The organism is Methylocaldum sp. MU1018, assembly GCF_053646775.1.
Genome location: NZ_CM132195.1, coordinates 2,258,310 through 2,274,348, shown reverse-complemented (window position 1 = coordinate 2,274,348; position 16,039 = coordinate 2,258,310). Strand labels below are relative to the sequence as shown.

Here is a 16,039-nt window from a genome sequence, read left to right as displayed (position 1 = left end):
GGTATTGAGCCTATCGGATCGGATATCGCGCCCGTTGACGGGCGTCATCAACAGAGTGAGATCGATGTCTACAGAGACGAACAGTCTACAGGATAGGCTGTCGACGCTGAATCGGCAACAGCGGCAACTGGCGGCATTCAAAAACCTGGAAGTGTCGATGAATGCCAAATCGCGGGCCTTGCGGGAGGCTCGTGACAGGGCGGACGCATTGCGCCGCGCCTTGGCGTCCACTGCCGCGCCTACGAATGCCCAAACGCGGGCGATGCAGCGGGCTGAGGCGCAGGTGCGCCGATTGGCTCAGCAGCATAACGCGTTGCGCATGCGCTATCTGGAGCAGCGGCCGGTGATGGAGCGGATGGGCATCGATACCGGAAACCTGTCGGGCGCCGAATCGCGGCTGCGCGAGCGCATCGCCGCCACCAATGCCGAGCTGAATCGGCGTCATGAGATTCTGCGCCGGGGCGAGAGCATCAGGGCGTCCGGCGCAGCCATGGCTCGAGCCGGCACGGCGGCGACGGCCTTGGGGATGGGTTCCAGGGCAGCGTTGACGCCGGCGGTGGCGGCATTTTCCGATCAGGAGGATGCCGCTACTCAGCTCAAGGTATCCATGATGCGCGACGGGGGCGCCGTCAGCGCCAACTTCGAGCAGATCAACGCTCTGGCCGAACGGCTGGGCACCCGGCTGCCGGGCACGACGTCGCAGCTTCAGGCGATGATGACCACCCTGATTCAACAGGGCGCATCGGAAAAGGCGATTCTGGGCGGGCTGGGCGAGGCCTCTGCCAATATCGGCGTGTTGCTCAAGAAACCATTCCAGGAGGCGGCCGAGTTCGCGTCCAAGCTGCAGGATGCTACAGGGACGACGGAAGATCAGATGATGGGTCTGATGGATACGATCCAGCGGACGTTCTTCTTGGGAGTCGATTCTGAGAATATGCTGGCCGGCATGACCAAGCTGTCGCCAGCTATGGATATTTTGAAGAAAAAGGGTTTAGAGGCCGCACAGGCCTTCGCGCCGCTGCTGATTATGGCGGACCAGGCCGGGATGCAGGGAGAGGCGGCGGGCAATGCCTACCGAAAAATATTCCAGGCCGCCATGAATGCCGACGGGAAGGTGTCCAAGGTCAACAAAGCCCTGCGCGAGGAGGGCTTCAGCGTCAGGCTGGATTTCACCAACGGCAAGGGCGAATTCGGCGGCATCGACAAGCTGTTCGTCGAGCTGGGCAAGCTTCGGCGCCTGGATACGCAAACCCGGCTGGGGGCCCTCAAGGGGATTTTCGGGGACGATGCGGAAACCCTGCAGGCGGTGACTCTGCTGATCGAGAAAGGTCAGGCTGGATACGCGAATGTGCAGGCCAAGATGTCGGCACAAGCCTCGATCCAGGAGCGGGTGAATGCGCAGCTGGGCACGCTGACTAATCTCTGGGAAGCGGCGACAGGCACCTTCACCAGTCTGACGGCCGGATTCGTGGCGCCGATCGCGAACGAGCTGAAGGCTTTGACCGATTGGCTGACCGAGGCTCAGGAACGATTCGGCGCGTGGATGAAGGATCATCCGGGCATCGCCCGCGCTTTGGCGATTACGGTGTTCGGTTTTGCGGCGCTCACGACGGTGCTAGGCGGTCTGCTCATAGGGTTGGCGACGGTGACGACGGCATTCGGTTTTCTGTATGCCAAGCTGGCATGGCTCGGGCCGGTGTTGGGCATTATTCGCACTGCGGCGGTGGCCGCGTTACCGGCGCTGATGGGTGTATTGGCGGGACTGAAAACCGCCGTCATGGGCGCTGCGGCGTTTCTGATGGCAAATCCCATCGTGGCTGTCATCGGGGCGATTGTGGCAGCCGTGGCCGGGTTGGCCTATCTGATTTATCGGAATTGGGACTGGCTGAGCACGAAATTCGGCGAGATCTGGGCCAAAATCGCTCAGGCCTGTTCCTCCGGGTGGGCAAATCTCGCGCAGTGGTGGAACGGTGTAGTGGCCGGCTTTGCTGATATCGGCACGCGTCTGGTGGACGGTCTGATCGGCGGGATCCGCAGCCGCTGGGAAGGCCTGAAAGCGGCCGTGGCTGATTTGGCCCGTGCGCTGCCTGATCCGGTGCGCAAGGTGCTGGACATCCATTCGCCGTCGCGGGTGTTCGCGGAGCTCGGCCGCCAAATGGTCGGCGGTTTGGCGCTCGGCGTGAGCGTGGCGGCGCCGGAGGCCTTGGCGGCCGTCGCAGCGGTCGGGGCGCGCTTGCCGGCAGAGGTTCCGGCGATTCATGCGGCAGTTGCGTTGTCGGATTTGCCCCGGGCGATGCCGTCGGGATCGTCGAATGGATTGGCGTCGGCCGGGGCAGGCGGGGCGCATAGAGCGGCGGCGATACACACTGACAGCAATATCATGATCAACGTCTATCCGTCCCCGGGGATGGATGAACAAGCGCTGGCGGAGCTGGTGGCGAAGCAGCTGCGCGATCACGAGCGCCGCGCCGCGAGCGCCGCGCGGGCCCGTTTGTACGATCGGGATTGAACATGGCGTTATTGATGTTGGGCGATTTCATCTTCGAGCTACGCACGGCGCCGTTCCAGCAGCGCCAGCGTTCGACCCAGCAGCGCTGGGCGGCCAATAACCGGGTGGGATTGCCGCCGGCGCATCAGTACGTGGGGCCCGGGGACGATACGCTGACGCTGTCCGGTGTGCTCTATCACGAGGTGACCGGGCATGCACCGGACGTGGAGGCGCTGCGCGTGTTGGCAGCCAAGGGCGAACCGCAGCTGATGGTGGACGATGGCGGTTATCTGCGCGGCTGGTGGATCGTCGAGGGGGTGGACGAGACCGGGTCGGAGTTTTTCGCGGATGGAACACCGCGAAAGCTCGAGTTCACTGTGCATCTGAAGCGGACCGACCGGCCGATTGTCGGACAGCCGAGGATGTGACGGTGCGCCCATATTTTAGGATTACGGTCAACGGGCGAGATATTTCAAGCCGCGTGGCTGGACGGCTGAAGGCGCTGACCATCACCGACAAGCGCGGCATGGAGGCAGACCAGTTGACTCTGGAGATCGACGATCACGACGGATTGATGGCGCTGCCGCCTCTGGGCGCGCTGGTGACCGCATCCATAGGCTGGAGCCCGGATGGACTGGTGGATAAGGGGCGCTACATCGCCGACGAGATCGGTCATCAGGGACCAGCGGACGTGCTCAGCATTAACGCGCGGGCGGCGAACCTGCGGCACGGGTTCAAGTCGCAAAGGTCGCGCAGCCATCATCGGATGAAACTGGGGCAGATTCTCGGCGAGGTTGCCGGCGGCAATGGGCTGGAGTTGGTGATACCCGGCGATCTGGCTACATTTGAAATCCCGCACGTGGATCAGACCAACGAGTCGGACGCACATTTCATCACGCGCCTGGCCCAGCGGTACGATGCCGTGGCGACGATCAAAGAGGGCAAGCTGCTCTTTCTGCCGGCCGGATCCGGGAAAACCGCCAGCGGCAAGCGGCTGCCGACTATTGTGGTGCCCCGCAGCGCGGGCGATCGGCACCATTACCAGGTAAACGACCGGGACAAGTATACCGGGGTGAAGGCGATCTGGTACGACGCCTCGACGGCCACGGAGCACAGCGTTCTGGCTGGCGAGGCGGACACGACCAAGACGCTGCGGCAGCAGTATTCGTCCGAGCAGGAGGCCATGAAGGCCGCCGTGGCGGCCTTGGGCCGGTTGACGCGCGGCCGGGCGACGTTTTCCGCCACCCTTGCAGTAGGCCGGCCGGAGATCATCACCGAGTCCCCCGTGCAGCTGATGGGCTACAAGCCGGAGATTGATCGTCAGCGCTGGATCGTCAGCCAGGCGACGCACACCCTGAACGATTCTGGACTGACCACCCAGTTGGAGTTGGAGAGCTTTGATTGAGATTCGTTGTGGCGAGACCATTTTGTTGCCATCGCCAAAATGGTGCTCGTTGGAGTTGGAGAGCTTTGATTGAGATTCGTTGCGGCGGCTGCGGGCGGAAGGTGGCGGAAGGGGCGTTTTCATTCCTCCGCTTCAAGTGGCCGCGCTGCAAAATCATGAATTACCTGAGAACCGGGAGTTCCCAACCCGAACGCCCTGAGCGTCTTACCGGAGACGCTCATGACCCACCCCCGCATCGATCTGCGCCATGCTGATTGCCTGGAACTGCTGGCCACCCTCCCCGATGACTCGATCGATCTGATCGCGACCGATCCGCCGTATTACCGTTTGACATCCTCCCCGGCCTGGTTCGCTGCGGCGAGAGCGAGGCTGCGGCAAAGCTGACCAGGGCTGCCCCAAAGCCTGCCCGACCGCCCCCCGCACCCTAGCCGCGCACTCCTCCCCGCCTGCGCGGTTTGGGTGCAAACAATCGTGACTGAAAAACTTTTTGCGATTGACGTCTGGGCAGAAGCGCAGAGATTAAGGCGATCATGCCCATCAATAGCGCTGGCCGGCATGAAAGAAAATGACGATTGTGGCAAAGCAGGAGCGCCACTTTGCCGCCAATTTAATCCGGGGTTATTTGAAAACTTTCCTGTTTTCAATGCTTTAGATGGTGGAGGCGGCGGGAATTGAACCCGCGTCCGCGAATCCTCCGCCTTTGGCTCTACATGCTTATCCGACTCTATTGATTTAACCGGCCGCTACCCGAGTGGCAGGGAAGACGGCCGGCGGTTCCGTTAGGTTTTAGCGAATCGGCCCCGGACAGACCTCATCGCGAGCTTACAATTGGGTTACCCCCGAAAACCGACGCCTATAAGCGGGCTTCGGATCGGAGGCTGGCCGGATTAAGCGGCCAGAGCGTAGTTGTCGTCGTTGGCAACTATATTGGTTGCAGATGGATTTACGAGGTTATCTGCACCTCGGCATGCACCTCGGGTTTTGCGATCCTCGTCGAAGCCAAGTCGCCCCCAAATCAAAAGGTAGACAGTATAGCGGTAAAAAAGTTTCAAGCAACCGCACTTGGGTTGGGCGTTATCGTGGCGCACAACGGTTTTCCCTAAGGCCGGAATGGGATTCCGGCCTCAAGTGCGGAACATCCACGAAAAGGACGGGATTCGGCCTTTTAGAGATCGTCCATCCATTCGGCATCGCGGATAAAGCGATGCTTTTCCTGTTCTTCCATTTCCGCGAGATTCGCGAAGACTTCTCTGGCGTGCGGATCGTCGACTATGAGCGCCGCCCCTTTATAGAGTTCGATCATGGCATCGTCGAAGGCCATGGCGATTTTTATGACGTCGTCGACGGACATATCGGCCCTGACGGCGTAATCCCTCAGCAGTTGTTCGACGTTGGAGCCGGGGGAGTACTGGAGCCAGAAATTGAGAATGCTCTTGCGCGATCCGTCTTCGAACCGCTGCATCGCCTGTTCTCGATTTTTCTCGTGGCGGCTCAGGTAATCCAGAAGCATTTTTACCCGGGTCTGATCGTTTTGACGGTTCAGCGACGCGTAAAGCTCCGTTAGTTCGCTGTGTAGTTTTATGCCGTAGTCGAGCACGTCTTTGACTTGCTCGAAGTTGTGCATCTGCTGGTTCATAGGGTTCTCCGAAAGTGTTATTCGGCGAATTTCCGACAATTCGAAGCATCCCTCTTTTGGCATTGCAAGGCAAGAGCGGAGTGATTTTGTTCCGTCGTCGCGCTCGGATTAGCTCATGGCGATAGAATTCGTGTCGTCTTCCGGCGGTCGATTTTTCATCGAGCGTTAACGATTGGAGGCGTTGCGACTCGCCTGTCGCTCCTGGCGCGTGACGGTATAGCTGGCCATCATGCCCGCGTCGATGTGGTCGTTGACATGGCAGTGATACATCCAGACGCCGGGATTATCGGGTTTCATGTCGACGGTGACATGGGTTCCCGGGAGCAGATTTACGACGTCGACGCGGCGGCCTGTTTCGGTCAATGTGTTTCCGTGCCAATGCGGCGTGTGGATGTCGACCTCGGTCCCCAGAGCTAATTGGTACCAGCGCACCGTTTCGCCTTCTTTCATGGTCAATCCCGGCACGTTGTGATAGACGTAGCCGTTCATGCTGTGCATCAGGTTGCTTTCGGCGAAGTTTTCGTCGTCTTTTTTACTTGCGGCGGCTGGCGCGAAGGTGCCGATGTTTTTGTCCAGAAAAAAGCTTTTGTTTTCGTCGAATACGGTGAAGAGCACGACGAATTCGCGGTCTATGCCTTTCAGTTTTCCGTTGCGCTGTAAAACGCCTCGGCGGGAAATGATGATGGGCCCGACGAGGCCGGTGTTTGTGTCGACGACTTCATTCACATGGGAGTGGTAAAGCCATACGATCGAGTTCGGATCGCCGGGGCCGGGACCCGAACGTTCGGGCACTTCCCAGGTGTAGGTATGGGTTTCGCCCGGCTCGACGATATCGTCCTTCTTGTCGCCCCCGGATGTGCCGTCCTCGTAATGGGTGCCTTCGCTGTCCTTTCGGTATAGCACGCCGTGCGGATGGAGCGAGATCGGCATGTCCGCCATTTTATTTTTCAGTACCACTTTGATGGTGTCGCCGACGTCAGCACGGATGACCGGTCCCAGTATCCCCAAGTGCCGCCACTCGGGCGGACGCTCCTTGGCCTTGGTGAAGCTGGCGTCGGTGTACTCGACGTAATGCGCTTTGTAGTACTGCCGGCCGATTCGATCGGCATTATTGCCTTCGACGAAGACTTTCTCGTCGTCGTTGAATTCGGCGCCATGCATGGGATTGACGGGATAGGAGGGCGCGTAATCCCACAATATTGCCTCGGCGGCAATGTAGTAGGTGCGTGTTGTATTGGCCGCCACGACTTCGGAAAGCGATAGTAAAACGGCCAACGGTAAAAGAAGGATTCGGTTTTGGAGCACGGTGATGAATCTGGCGCGGTAAACAGTTCGAAGACACGTAAATAAATGATAATCACTATCATTCAACTATGCCAGCGTTTGTTCCGCCGAGTGGCCGGCAGCTTTTGTGATAGTATTGAGGCCCGGTCAATAATGGGCTAAATCTCTTTCCGGGTTTCGGTACTCACACTCTTTTCCATGAACCAACATAAACTTACCCATCTCAAGCAGCTGGAAGCCGAAAGTATCCACATCATCCGCGAAGTGGCCGCCGAATTCGAGCGTCCCGTGATGCTCTATTCCATCGGCAAGGATTCCGCGGTCATGCTGCACCTTGCAATGAAGGCGTTCTTTCCCGGCAAGCCGCCTTTTCCGCTTATGCATGTCGACACGACCTGGAAATTCCGGGAGATGATCGAGTTTCGCGATCGCCGCGTCCGGGATTTGGGGCTGGAACTCATCGTGCACATCAATGAGGAGGGGGTGGCGCAGGGCATCGGCCCGTTCACCCACGGCAGCAAGAAGCACACGGACATCATGAAAACCGAGTCGCTCAAGCAGGCCCTGAACAAATATCGGTTCGATGCGGCATTCGGCGGGGCGCGCCGGGATGAGGAAAAATCGAGGGCGAAAGAGCGCGTTTATTCCTTCCGCGACCGAAACCATCGCTGGGATCCGAAGAACCAGCGGCCGGAGCTGTGGAATCTCTACAACGGCAGGATCAACAAAGGCGAAAGCATCCGAGTGTTTCCGCTTTCGAACTGGACCGAGCTGGATGTTTGGCAGTACATCTACCTGGAGAACATTCCGATCGTTCCGTTGTATTACGCCAAAGAGCGCCCGGTGGTCGAGCGCGACGGGATCTGGATCATGGTGGACGACGATCGCATGCCGCTGGCGCCCGGCGAAAAGCCGATCATGAAGAAGGTCCGCTTCCGTACCTTGGGTTGCTATCCCTTGACCGGCGCCGTCGAATCGAGCGCGGCCACCTTGCCCGACATCATCCAGGAGATGCTGCTGACCAAGACGTCGGAGCGTCAGGGGCGCGTCATCGATCACGATCAGGCCGGCTCGATGGAAGAGAAGAAAAAAGAGGGCTATTTCTGATTTCTTCCATGGAAAGTGCCGAGCGTACATTCAACGTTGGCGTCTGCGTCCGATTCATTCATCCAGTGAATTAGTCTATGTCTCATCAGTCCGAGCTCATCAGTTCCGATATCCATGCCTATCTCGCCCAGCACGAGCGAAAGGAGTTATTGCGCTTCCTGACCTGCGGCAATGTCGACGACGGTAAGAGCACCCTGATCGGGCGCCTTTTGCACGATTCGAAAATGATCTATGAAGACCAGTTGGCCGCGATCAAGAAGGACAGCGTCAAATCGGGCACCACCGGCGGCGATATCGACCTGGCGTTGCTGGTCGACGGGCTTCAGGCCGAACGGGAGCAGGGCATCACCATCGATGTGGCCTACCGGTATTTCTCGACGGCCAAGCGGAAATACATCATCGCCGACACGCCGGGGCACGAGCAGTACACCCGGAACATGGCGACCGGCGCGTCCACCTGCGATTTGGCCATCATTCTGGTCGACGCCCGCTACGGGGTCATGACGCAGACCAAGCGGCACAGTTTCATCGTATCCTTGCTCGGCATCAGGCACGTGGTCGTCGCGATCAACAAAATGGATCTGGTCGGTTACAGCCGCGACGTATTCGAGCGGATACGGAGCGATTATCTGGCGTTCGTCGAGAAGCTGGATATCCACGATATTCGTTTCATCCCGCTATCGGCCTTGAAGGGAGACAACGTCGTCAGCCGCAGCGGCGAAATGCCCTGGTATCAGGGGCAGGCGCTGATGGAGCTTCTGGATGGCATCGAGATCGCCAAGGACCAGAATTTCACGAATCCGCGCTTCCCGGTGCAGTACGTCAACCGGCCGAACCTGGATTTCCGCGGCTACAGCGGCACGGTGGCGGCGGGCGTCTTGCGCAAGGGCGAGCCGGTCACGGTGCTGCCGTCCAAAAAGACCAGCCGCATCAAATCCATCGTGACCTACGACGGCGAACTGGAAGAGGCTTTCCCGCCACAAGCGGTCACGATCACGCTGGACGACGAAATCGACGTGAGTCGCGGCGACATACTGGTCCGTTCCGGTGATTTGCCGATGTTCGGTGCGCGCTTCAAGGCCCATGTCGTCTGGATGACCGAGGCGCCAATGGTGCCGGGACGCCAGTATGACCTGAAGCAAACGACCAGAATCGTGAGCGGTTCGGTTTCTCAGATCCGCCACCGCATCGATATCAATACCTTGGAACAGCTTCCGGCGGATCAGCTCAAGCTGAACGAAATCGGATCGTGCGAGCTTGCCTTGAGTGCGCCGATCGCCTTCGATCCTTACAAGCTTTGCAAGGGAACCGGCTCGTTCATCGTCATCGACCGCTTGACCAACGTCACCGTCGGCGCCGGCATGATCGTCGGACTGGCGGACGGCGAATCCGGTTTTCAGCGCGTGACGCCCGAAGAGCGAAGCGCGCGTTTCGGGCAAAAGGCCGTGACGGTATGGATCACCGGCGGGCGCCGGCACGACGTGGCCTATGAGCTGGAACGAAAGCTCTTCGACGTCGGACACGTCAGCACCGTGCTGGATAACGAAGCGCTGGGCGAGCAGGTTCGGGTTATCGCAGAGCAGATCAACCACGCCGGATTGATCTGCATATGCCCCTGCGCAACGGCTCCCGGCGACGAGGGCTCGACGGCGCTGCGCGCATCGGCCGATCAAATGAATGCGGACGATCTGCTGGCATGGCTGAGGGAGACTCAGCGCCTGGCATTCTGATGCGTTATCGTCCCGCGGCTTTTCGTTTCGGCCCATTCCGCTGTCGCCGCGGGATGGGCATTCCAATACCTGCCGTTTTCCATACGGTAACTTTCCGGTTTCAGATTGCCTTGCCGGTCGCCGACGGAGACGGTAAGCGCGCCCGTCTCGGCGGTGTTGAGAACCGGTATGTTCATATTCCCGTAGCGTTGCAGCACAGCCCGATGAGGAAAACGATAACGATTCAGATAGCCCGCGGGGATGAGAGCATAGCGAGGGTTGACGGCGGCTATGAAATCGCGGCTTGAGGATGTGTTGCTGCCATGATGGGGGACGACCAGGATATCGCTCGCCAAATACCGCCCGTAACGGTCGACCAGCAGGCGCTCGCCGGTTTTTTCGATATCGCCGGTCAATAGCGCGCTTCCTCCGGGAGCGACGACTTTCAGGACACAGGAATTGTCATTCTCATGCTCGCTTTTCTCGATGGGCGCGAGCATCTCGAATTTAACCCCGTCCCATTCCCAAAACTGTCCCGCCTCGCAATTTTCGGCCGGAAATTCCGGTAGTTTCTCCGGCACGCTGGTATAGACGCGTCTGACCGGAAACCGCTTGAGCAATGAATGCGCGCCGCCGATGTGATCGTTGTCGCCGTGGCTCACGATCAGGGCATCGATGCTATCCGTCGTTCGATGACGGAGATAAGGTTCGATGACGGCGGAGCCGATGTCGAATCGGCTTCCGAACCGGGCGCCGGTGTCGAAGACCAGGCTATGGCGGCGGGTCTCGACCACGGCGGCGAGTCCTTGGCCGACATCGAGCAGCGCGAGACGGAAACCGGCTCGAGGCGGCCGCTCCGGCTGCGCGGCCAGCGCCGGAACGGCCAGAATCAGGCCGAGCCAGCGCGCCGGAATGCCCTTGGGAGACAGCAGCAGCACGAAACCGCCCAATGCCAGCGGGACGGTCCAGAATGGCGGCTCGGCATGAGTCCATTGCGCCATCGGCAATTCGGACAGCCATCGAAGTAACGGCCAAATCCATTCGAGCAAGCGCGACGCCAGCGTCAACAATCCTTCGCCGGCCACCGGCAGGATCGGCAGCAGCAGCGCACCGGTCAGGCAAACCGGCGTCAGCAGAAAGCCGATCGTGGGTACGGCAAATAAGTTGGCGATCGGGGAAATCAGCGAAACCTGCTGAAAAAACAACAGCAGCAAGGGGGCGAGGCCCAGCGAGGTGACCCAATTCACCCGTACCAGCGCCCGCCAACCGCCGATTTCGCCTCTTCTGTACGAAACGGCGAACAGGATGAGAGCCACGGCGATAAAAGAAAGCCAGAATCCCGCTGAAAGGACGGCCAGCGGATCGTAAAGCACAACCGCCAGCATGGCCGCCACAAGAACGCGAAAGCTGCCGAGATGGCGTTGCCGGACGACGGCGCCCATGACGATGCCGATCATGATCACGGCGCGTTGAGTGGGGATCGCGAAATCCGCCAGGGCCGAGTAGAAGAGGGCGGCGGCAAAAGCGGCGGCGGCCGCAAGACTCGCGGGCGACCAGCGCATGACACCCAGTCCCGCCGAGATCCCGCGTACGAGGAAAAACACACATCCCGAGACGAGACTGATATGAGAGCCGGATATCGCAATCAGGTGTGCCGTGCCCGTGCGCCGAAGCACGTCCCATTGATCGGGGGCGATCTCGTCGTCGGTGCCCATGATCAGGGCCTTGATGATCCCGGTCAAGGGGCTGTCGTTCAGCGTGGCCGAGAGCCGGTCGTAAAGCGCTTGTCTCCAGGCTTTGAATGAATAGAGGGCGTCCGTCGCATCGAGCCGCCGATTATCCGGCGATTCGGCGACATAACCGACGGCGCGGATTCCCTGGGCGAACAGCCATTGCTCGTAGTCGAAGCTTCCCGGATTCAGCATGCCACGGGGCGGCTTGAGCTTTACTCTGAGCCGCCAGCGCTCGCCCGCTTTCAGCGAAATTTTCCGGTTATACCAGCTCAGCCGGACGTGTGACGGTAAAACCAGATTGGCGGGTTCGATGGTCTTTTGAATATCGAAGTCGAAGCGGAAGCCGTGGTCTCCGGGCTGGGGAATGGTCTGCACCACGCCTTCGACGACGGCCGCTAGTCTCTCGGTCGCCATCGGAAGGCTTTGATCGAGACGGATTCCGGCAAAGGCGAGCGCCCAAAAAATGCCGAATGCAAATGCGGCCGAAAAACGCCGCTTGAAATAAGCGAGCAGGCCAAAAGCGAGAATCGAGAGAAGGACGGCCCAGGCGCCGGGCAAGGACGAAAATCGTTGAACCGCGCTCACACCGGCGACAAAGCCGATGACGAGCGGGAGAGTCATCGGACCGCGGGGGCGGAGATGGAGAATTTCATTCAACTTTGAATTTCAAGTTCGTACAATAGCGTGTTTTTGACATAAAAAAATAGTTCACAATCATCCCAGTTGAGGGCCATGCCTAAAAAATTTTTCAAACGCTATCTGCCGGATCCGACAAAAATAAAGGAAATCAAATCGCTGGAGTTTTTGGGGGATAAGCTCCACTCGCCGAATTTATGGCACTTGAACCGTCGGTCGGTATCCCGGGCTTTCGCCATAGGACTATGGGCCATGTATACGCCGCCATTGCCGTGGCAACAGATCATCGCCGCAGTCCTGGCAATTTATTTCAATGCCAATTTGCCCATCGCCGTGGCGCTGGTGTGGATCACCAATCCGCTGACCTGGGGGCCGATGTATTACTTCGCCTATAAGATCGGCGCGCTGGTCATGGGGCAGGCGGCTTTCGACTTCGATCAGTTCTCCGAACTGTTCACCGTGGAAAAGGCTTTGGAGCTGGGAGCGCCTTTGCTGATCGGCTGCGCCATTCTGATGCACGTCGGCGCGGTATTGGGCTATTTCGGCATTCTTTTCGCGTGGCGACGGTCCGTGATTCATCAGTTGGAACTGAGGAAATTCCGCAATGCGAAATTGAACACGGCCGTTATGGTTCGGGAAAGCTACGCATCGTACAAAAAGTTCTTGGAGCATCGGCACAAGCATCGGGAAGATCGCTTGACCGAGGCCGGGAAGTTAGCCGCGAAGAAATCCGGTTAATCGTGGCGCTGCTTCAGGCGGACGGGGTCGAGCGTGCTTTCTGGCGCGACGATCCGTCCGTCTTCCAGGTGCAATATCGTGTCCATCCGTTGCGCCAAAGACGGATCGTGAGTGACGACCAGGAAGCTCACCCCGTTTTCCTGGTTTAATTCCAGCATGAGCTGATACACCTGTTCCGCGGTTTTTCTATCCAGATTCCCCGTCGGTTCGTCGGCCAGGACGCATTTCGGTTTGGTAACCAGCGCCCGTGCGACTGCCGCGCGCTGGCGTTCGCCTCCCGACAGTTCTCCGGGCTTGTGTTCCAGGCGTTTGCCCAACCCAACCCGCTCCAGCATCGAGGCCGCGCGCCTTTTTGCCTCGGGTACCGGCAGGTTCGCGATCAGAAGCGGCATGGCGACGTTTTCCAGCACGCTGAATTCGCCCAGCAGATGGTGAAACTGGTACACGAATCCCAGTACCCGGTTTCGCAGTTCGGCGAGCTTGCGTTCGTTCAATGTGGCCAGATCGACGCCGTCCAGTTCGATGCGGCCCTGGGTCGGTGCGTCGAGACCTCCGAGCAAATGCAAAAGCGTGCTTTTGCCCGACCCGGAGGCGCCCATGATGGCGACCTGCTGTCCCGGTTGGACGGACAGCGTTACGCCCTGCAACACGTCGACGCTCAGATTGCCCTGGGCGTAACGCTTGTACAGGTTGCGGCACTGCAAAACCGGTTTATTCATAACGGAGTTCCTCGGCGGGCCTGATGCGGGATGCCTGCCAGGCCGGATATATCGTGGCCAGGACGGAAAGCAGGAAGGCCATGCCGGTAATCCGGTAGACGTCCGACCAGATCAGCTTCGACGGCAGTTCGCTGATATAGTAAACGTCGGCGGACAGGAAATGGACGCCGAACAAGCGCTCGATGGCCGGCACGATGGTTTCCACGTTCCACGCCAACAAGACGCCGCCGACACCGCCCAGCAGGGTGCCGAACGCGCCGATGACCGTGCCCAGCACGATGAAAATGCCCATGACGCCGAGCGGTGTCATGCCCTGAGTTCGAAGGATCGCGATATCCGAGCGCTTGTCGGTAACCACCATGACCAGCGTGGAAACGATGTTAAAGGCGGCCACCGCAACGATGAGCAGCAGGATGATGAACATGACCCGCTTTTCGGTTTGTATCGCTTTGAAGAAATTGCTGTGCGACTGGGTCCAGTCGGCGATTTGATAGCGCCCGTCGAGTTTGGGTCCGAGGTCTCGCGCCACGTGCTGGGCATTGAACACGTCGTCCAGCTTGAGCCTGAGCCCCGATACCGCGTCGTCGAGACGAAACAGCTTGGCGGCGTCTTCCAATTGAATTAGCGCCAGGTTTCTATCGTATTCGTACATGCCCACCTGGAACACTCCGACCACCGTGAAGCGCTTGAGGCGCGGCAGGATGCCGGCGGGCGTAGCCGTGAGTTGCGGTGTGATGACGGTAATCTTGTCGCCGGTGACGGCGCCCAGATAATCGGCCAGTTCCGCGCCGAGAACGATGCCGAATTCGCCGGGCCTGAGCGCTTCGAGACGTCCTTCCACGATCCGGTTCGCGACCTCGGATACGCGCGGCTCGTAGCCGGTCATGATGCCGCGCAGCATCACGCCGCTCACCCGGCGGTCCGAGTTGATCATGGCTTGCCCTTCGATATAGGGCGCCCAGCCGAGAATGTGGGGATCCTCTTTGAGGGTGTTCTCGAGCGAACGCCAGTTCCTGAGTCGACCGTCCAGGCCGGAGATGGATGCGTGCGACGTCATGCCCAGGATGCGCTCGCGGAGTTCCGCTTCGAATCCGTTCATCACCGACAGCACCGTAATCAAGGCGGTAACGCCCAAGGCGATGCCCAAAACCGACGTGAAAGTGATGAACGAAATGAAGCGCGTGCGCCGTTTGGCCCGCGTGTAGCGGAGGCCTATGAAAAGGATGAGTGGCTTAAACATGCGCCGAAATCGAGCGGGCTCCGCGAAAGGTGAGCGTCATGGGAGGGGAGTGGATGAAGATTGATCGGGAATTCAGAGCGTCGACTGAGCCTTTTGGCAGTCCATGCAGATGCCGTAGAGGCACAGCGAGTGGTCGGTCAGTTTGAAATGCTTTTCTTGCGCGATTTCTTTTTGGCGTCGCTCGATGAAATCGTCGCTGAATTCTTCGACTCGCCCGCACTTGACGCAGACGATGTGATCATGGTGTTCGCCGCGGTTCAGTTCGAAGATCGAATTGCCGCCCTCGAAATGGTGGCGTTTGACCAGGCCGGCCGCTTCGAATTGAGTCAGGACCCGGTAAACCGTGGCCAAGCCGATTTCTTCGCCCTCGCTGAGCAGCGATTTATAAACTTCTTCCGCCGTCAGGTGCCGATCCGATCCGCTGCGGTTCTCCAGCATTTCCAGAATCTTGACGCGGGGGAGCGTCACTTTGAGTCCGGCGTTTCGTATGTCTTGACTTTCCAAAGCGGCAACCTGCGCAGTGTTTTAGGTCTGTCGATCGAGTATTATTGGACGCTGGGTCCGAATCTCTGCAATCATATCATGCCCAAGCGCCTCATCGTAATAACCTACTGCCTGACTCTGTTTTTAGCCGGTTGTTCCGTCAGCAAACTCAAGGAATTTTTGCCCGGCGTATACCGGCTCGACATTCATCAGGGCAACATCGTTTCCCAGGAAATGGTAGACCAGCTTCGGCCCGGCATGACCAAGCGGCAAGTGGCTTTCGTCATGGGGGCGCCGCTGATTGTCGACCCCTTTCACGACGACCGCTGGGATTATGTCTATTCCAACGAGCCCGGTGGCGAGCCGCGGATGCAAAGGCGGATTACCCTGGTTTTCGACAAGGATGAATTGATGGGGCTTCAGGGCGATTTTCGGCCGGGCAATCTTCCCGAAATCGAGCCCGGCAAGGATGTCATGATCAACATTCCCAAAATCGAGCGAGAAAAGAGTCTTTGGGAGAAGATCTCCGGCTTGTTCGGGAAAGACGATTAGTGTCCGGGCGGAGCCCGCCTCCCCGTCTCTACTTTTTCGCTGCCCGCGCGCGCCTCGCTTCTTTGGGATCGGCGATCAAGGGCCGGTAGATCTCCACGCGGTCGCCCGGTTTTATCGGGTGCCCGGCGGGGCAGACCTTGCCGAAGATACCGATCTTGTTCTTGGCCAGATCGATTTCGGGGAAACGCTCCAGGAGGCCCGATGCGGCGATGGCCGCTTCCGCGGTCGCATTGTCCGGAACATCCACCGCGATGATGATCTGTGTGTCCGGTTTCGCGTAAGCGACTTCGACCTTCATTGTTTTGCGAG

At 59.1% G+C, this 16,039-nt stretch carries 17 protein-coding genes and 1 other RNA gene; 10 read left to right on the top strand and 8 right to left on the bottom strand.

Going from position 1 to position 16,039, the window contains the following annotated elements; genetic code table 11:
- The first annotated feature begins 64 nt into the window (after positions 1–64).
- The 6 genes from ACWJKU_RS10460 (at position 65) to ACWJKU_RS10435 (ending at position 4,568) form a co-directional block, all read left to right on the top strand.
- On the top strand, positions 65–2,509 hold the full coding sequence (locus ACWJKU_RS10460; protein WP_454142247.1) for a phage tail tape measure protein: 2,445 nt from the start codon (positions 65–67) through the stop codon (positions 2,507–2,509).
- Positions 2,510–2,511: 2 nt separating this feature from the next.
- Positions 2,512–2,916, top strand: coding sequence for a phage tail protein (locus tag ACWJKU_RS10455; RefSeq protein WP_454142246.1), 405 nt, complete (start codon positions 2,512–2,514; stop codon positions 2,914–2,916).
- A gap of 2 nt (positions 2,917–2,918) precedes the next feature.
- Positions 2,919–3,893 (top strand): phage late control D family protein, encoded by a 975-nt coding sequence (locus tag ACWJKU_RS10450; RefSeq protein ID WP_454142245.1) that lies wholly within the window; start codon positions 2,919–2,921, stop codon positions 3,891–3,893.
- An 8-nt stretch (positions 3,894–3,901) separates the two neighbouring features.
- A complete protein-coding gene (locus ACWJKU_RS10445; RefSeq protein WP_454148108.1) occupies positions 3,902–4,147 on the top strand; it encodes a Com family DNA-binding transcriptional regulator in 246 nt (81 codons plus the stop codon).
- The gene (locus tag ACWJKU_RS10440; protein WP_454142244.1) at positions 4,113–4,277 is read left to right on the top strand and encodes a hypothetical protein; all 165 of its coding nucleotides are present in this window, start codon (positions 4,113–4,115) and stop codon (positions 4,275–4,277) included. Before ACWJKU_RS10445 ends, ACWJKU_RS10440 begins: the two co-directional genes overlap by 35 nt.
- Positions 4,278–4,364: 87 nt before the next feature.
- Positions 4,365–4,568 (top strand): hypothetical protein, encoded by a 204-nt coding sequence (locus ACWJKU_RS10435; protein ID WP_454142243.1) that lies wholly within the window; start codon positions 4,365–4,367, stop codon positions 4,566–4,568.
- Here the strand turns inward: ACWJKU_RS10435 and ssrA are convergent.
- From ssrA to ACWJKU_RS10420, 3 genes are all read right to left on the bottom strand, one after another.
- Positions 4,547–4,905: a transfer-messenger RNA gene (gene ssrA, locus ACWJKU_RS10430) on the bottom strand. The two genes, ACWJKU_RS10435 and ssrA, sit on opposite strands and share 22 nt — an antisense overlap.
- A 153-nt stretch (positions 4,906–5,058) precedes the next feature.
- Positions 5,059–5,529, bottom strand: a complete 471-nt coding sequence (locus ACWJKU_RS10425; RefSeq protein ID WP_454142242.1) for a hypothetical protein — start codon at positions 5,527–5,529, stop codon at positions 5,059–5,061.
- Positions 5,530–5,694: 165 nt separating this feature from the next.
- Positions 5,695–6,804 (bottom strand): multicopper oxidase domain-containing protein, encoded by a 1,110-nt coding sequence (locus ACWJKU_RS10420; protein ID WP_454142241.1) that lies wholly within the window; start codon positions 6,802–6,804, stop codon positions 5,695–5,697.
- Positions 6,805–7,011: 207 nt separating this feature from the next.
- Between ACWJKU_RS10420 and cysD the strand changes: the two genes are divergently transcribed.
- Complete coding sequence (gene cysD, locus ACWJKU_RS10415) at positions 7,012–7,920, top strand: sulfate adenylyltransferase subunit CysD (protein WP_454142240.1); 909 nt, start codon at positions 7,012–7,014, stop codon at positions 7,918–7,920.
- Positions 7,921–7,997: 77 nt separating this feature from the next.
- A complete protein-coding gene (gene cysN, locus ACWJKU_RS10410; protein WP_454142239.1) occupies positions 7,998–9,650 on the top strand; it encodes a sulfate adenylyltransferase subunit CysN in 1,653 nt (550 codons plus the stop codon).
- Here cysN and ACWJKU_RS10405 read toward each other — a convergent pair.
- Entirely contained in the window at positions 9,632–11,983 is a 2,352-nt protein-coding gene (locus ACWJKU_RS10405) for a DNA internalization-related competence protein ComEC/Rec2 (RefSeq protein ID WP_454142238.1), read from the bottom strand. The two genes, cysN and ACWJKU_RS10405, sit on opposite strands and share 19 nt — an antisense overlap.
- Before the next feature lie 111 nt (positions 11,984–12,094).
- Here ACWJKU_RS10405 and ACWJKU_RS10400 point away from each other — a divergent pair, with 111 nt between their 5' ends.
- Complete coding sequence (locus ACWJKU_RS10400; RefSeq protein ID WP_454142237.1) at positions 12,095–12,736, top strand: DUF2062 domain-containing protein; 642 nt, start codon at positions 12,095–12,097, stop codon at positions 12,734–12,736.
- Here ACWJKU_RS10400 and lolD read toward each other — a convergent pair.
- The 3 genes from lolD to fur form a co-directional block, all read right to left on the bottom strand.
- Entirely contained in the window at positions 12,733–13,455 is a 723-nt protein-coding gene (lolD, locus tag ACWJKU_RS10395) for a lipoprotein-releasing ABC transporter ATP-binding protein LolD (protein ID WP_454142236.1), read from the bottom strand. The genes ACWJKU_RS10400 and lolD overlap by 4 nt on opposite strands.
- Positions 13,448–14,695 carry a lipoprotein-releasing ABC transporter permease subunit gene (locus ACWJKU_RS10390; RefSeq protein WP_454142235.1) on the bottom strand — a complete coding sequence of 416 codons (1,248 nt, stop codon included), beginning with the start codon at positions 14,693–14,695 and terminating at the stop codon, positions 13,448–13,450. Before ACWJKU_RS10390 ends, lolD begins: the two co-directional genes overlap by 8 nt.
- Positions 14,696–14,767: 72 nt before the next feature.
- The gene (gene fur / locus ACWJKU_RS10385; RefSeq protein WP_454142234.1) at positions 14,768–15,199 is read right to left on the bottom strand and encodes a ferric iron uptake transcriptional regulator; all 432 of its coding nucleotides are present in this window, start codon (positions 15,197–15,199) and stop codon (positions 14,768–14,770) included.
- Between fur and ACWJKU_RS10380 the strand changes: the two genes are divergently transcribed.
- Positions 15,188–15,730 carry an outer membrane protein assembly factor BamE gene (locus ACWJKU_RS10380; protein ID WP_454142233.1) on the top strand — a complete coding sequence of 181 codons (543 nt, stop codon included), beginning with the start codon at positions 15,188–15,190 and terminating at the stop codon, positions 15,728–15,730. The genes fur and ACWJKU_RS10380 overlap by 12 nt on opposite strands.
- A 28-nt stretch (positions 15,731–15,758) precedes the next feature.
- On the opposite strand, the gene ACWJKU_RS10375 is transcribed toward ACWJKU_RS10380, so the two are convergent.
- The gene (locus tag ACWJKU_RS10375; RefSeq protein WP_454142232.1) at positions 15,759–16,028 is read right to left on the bottom strand and encodes an RnfH family protein; all 270 of its coding nucleotides are present in this window, start codon (positions 16,026–16,028) and stop codon (positions 15,759–15,761) included.
- Positions 16,029–16,039: the final 11 nt, after the last annotated feature.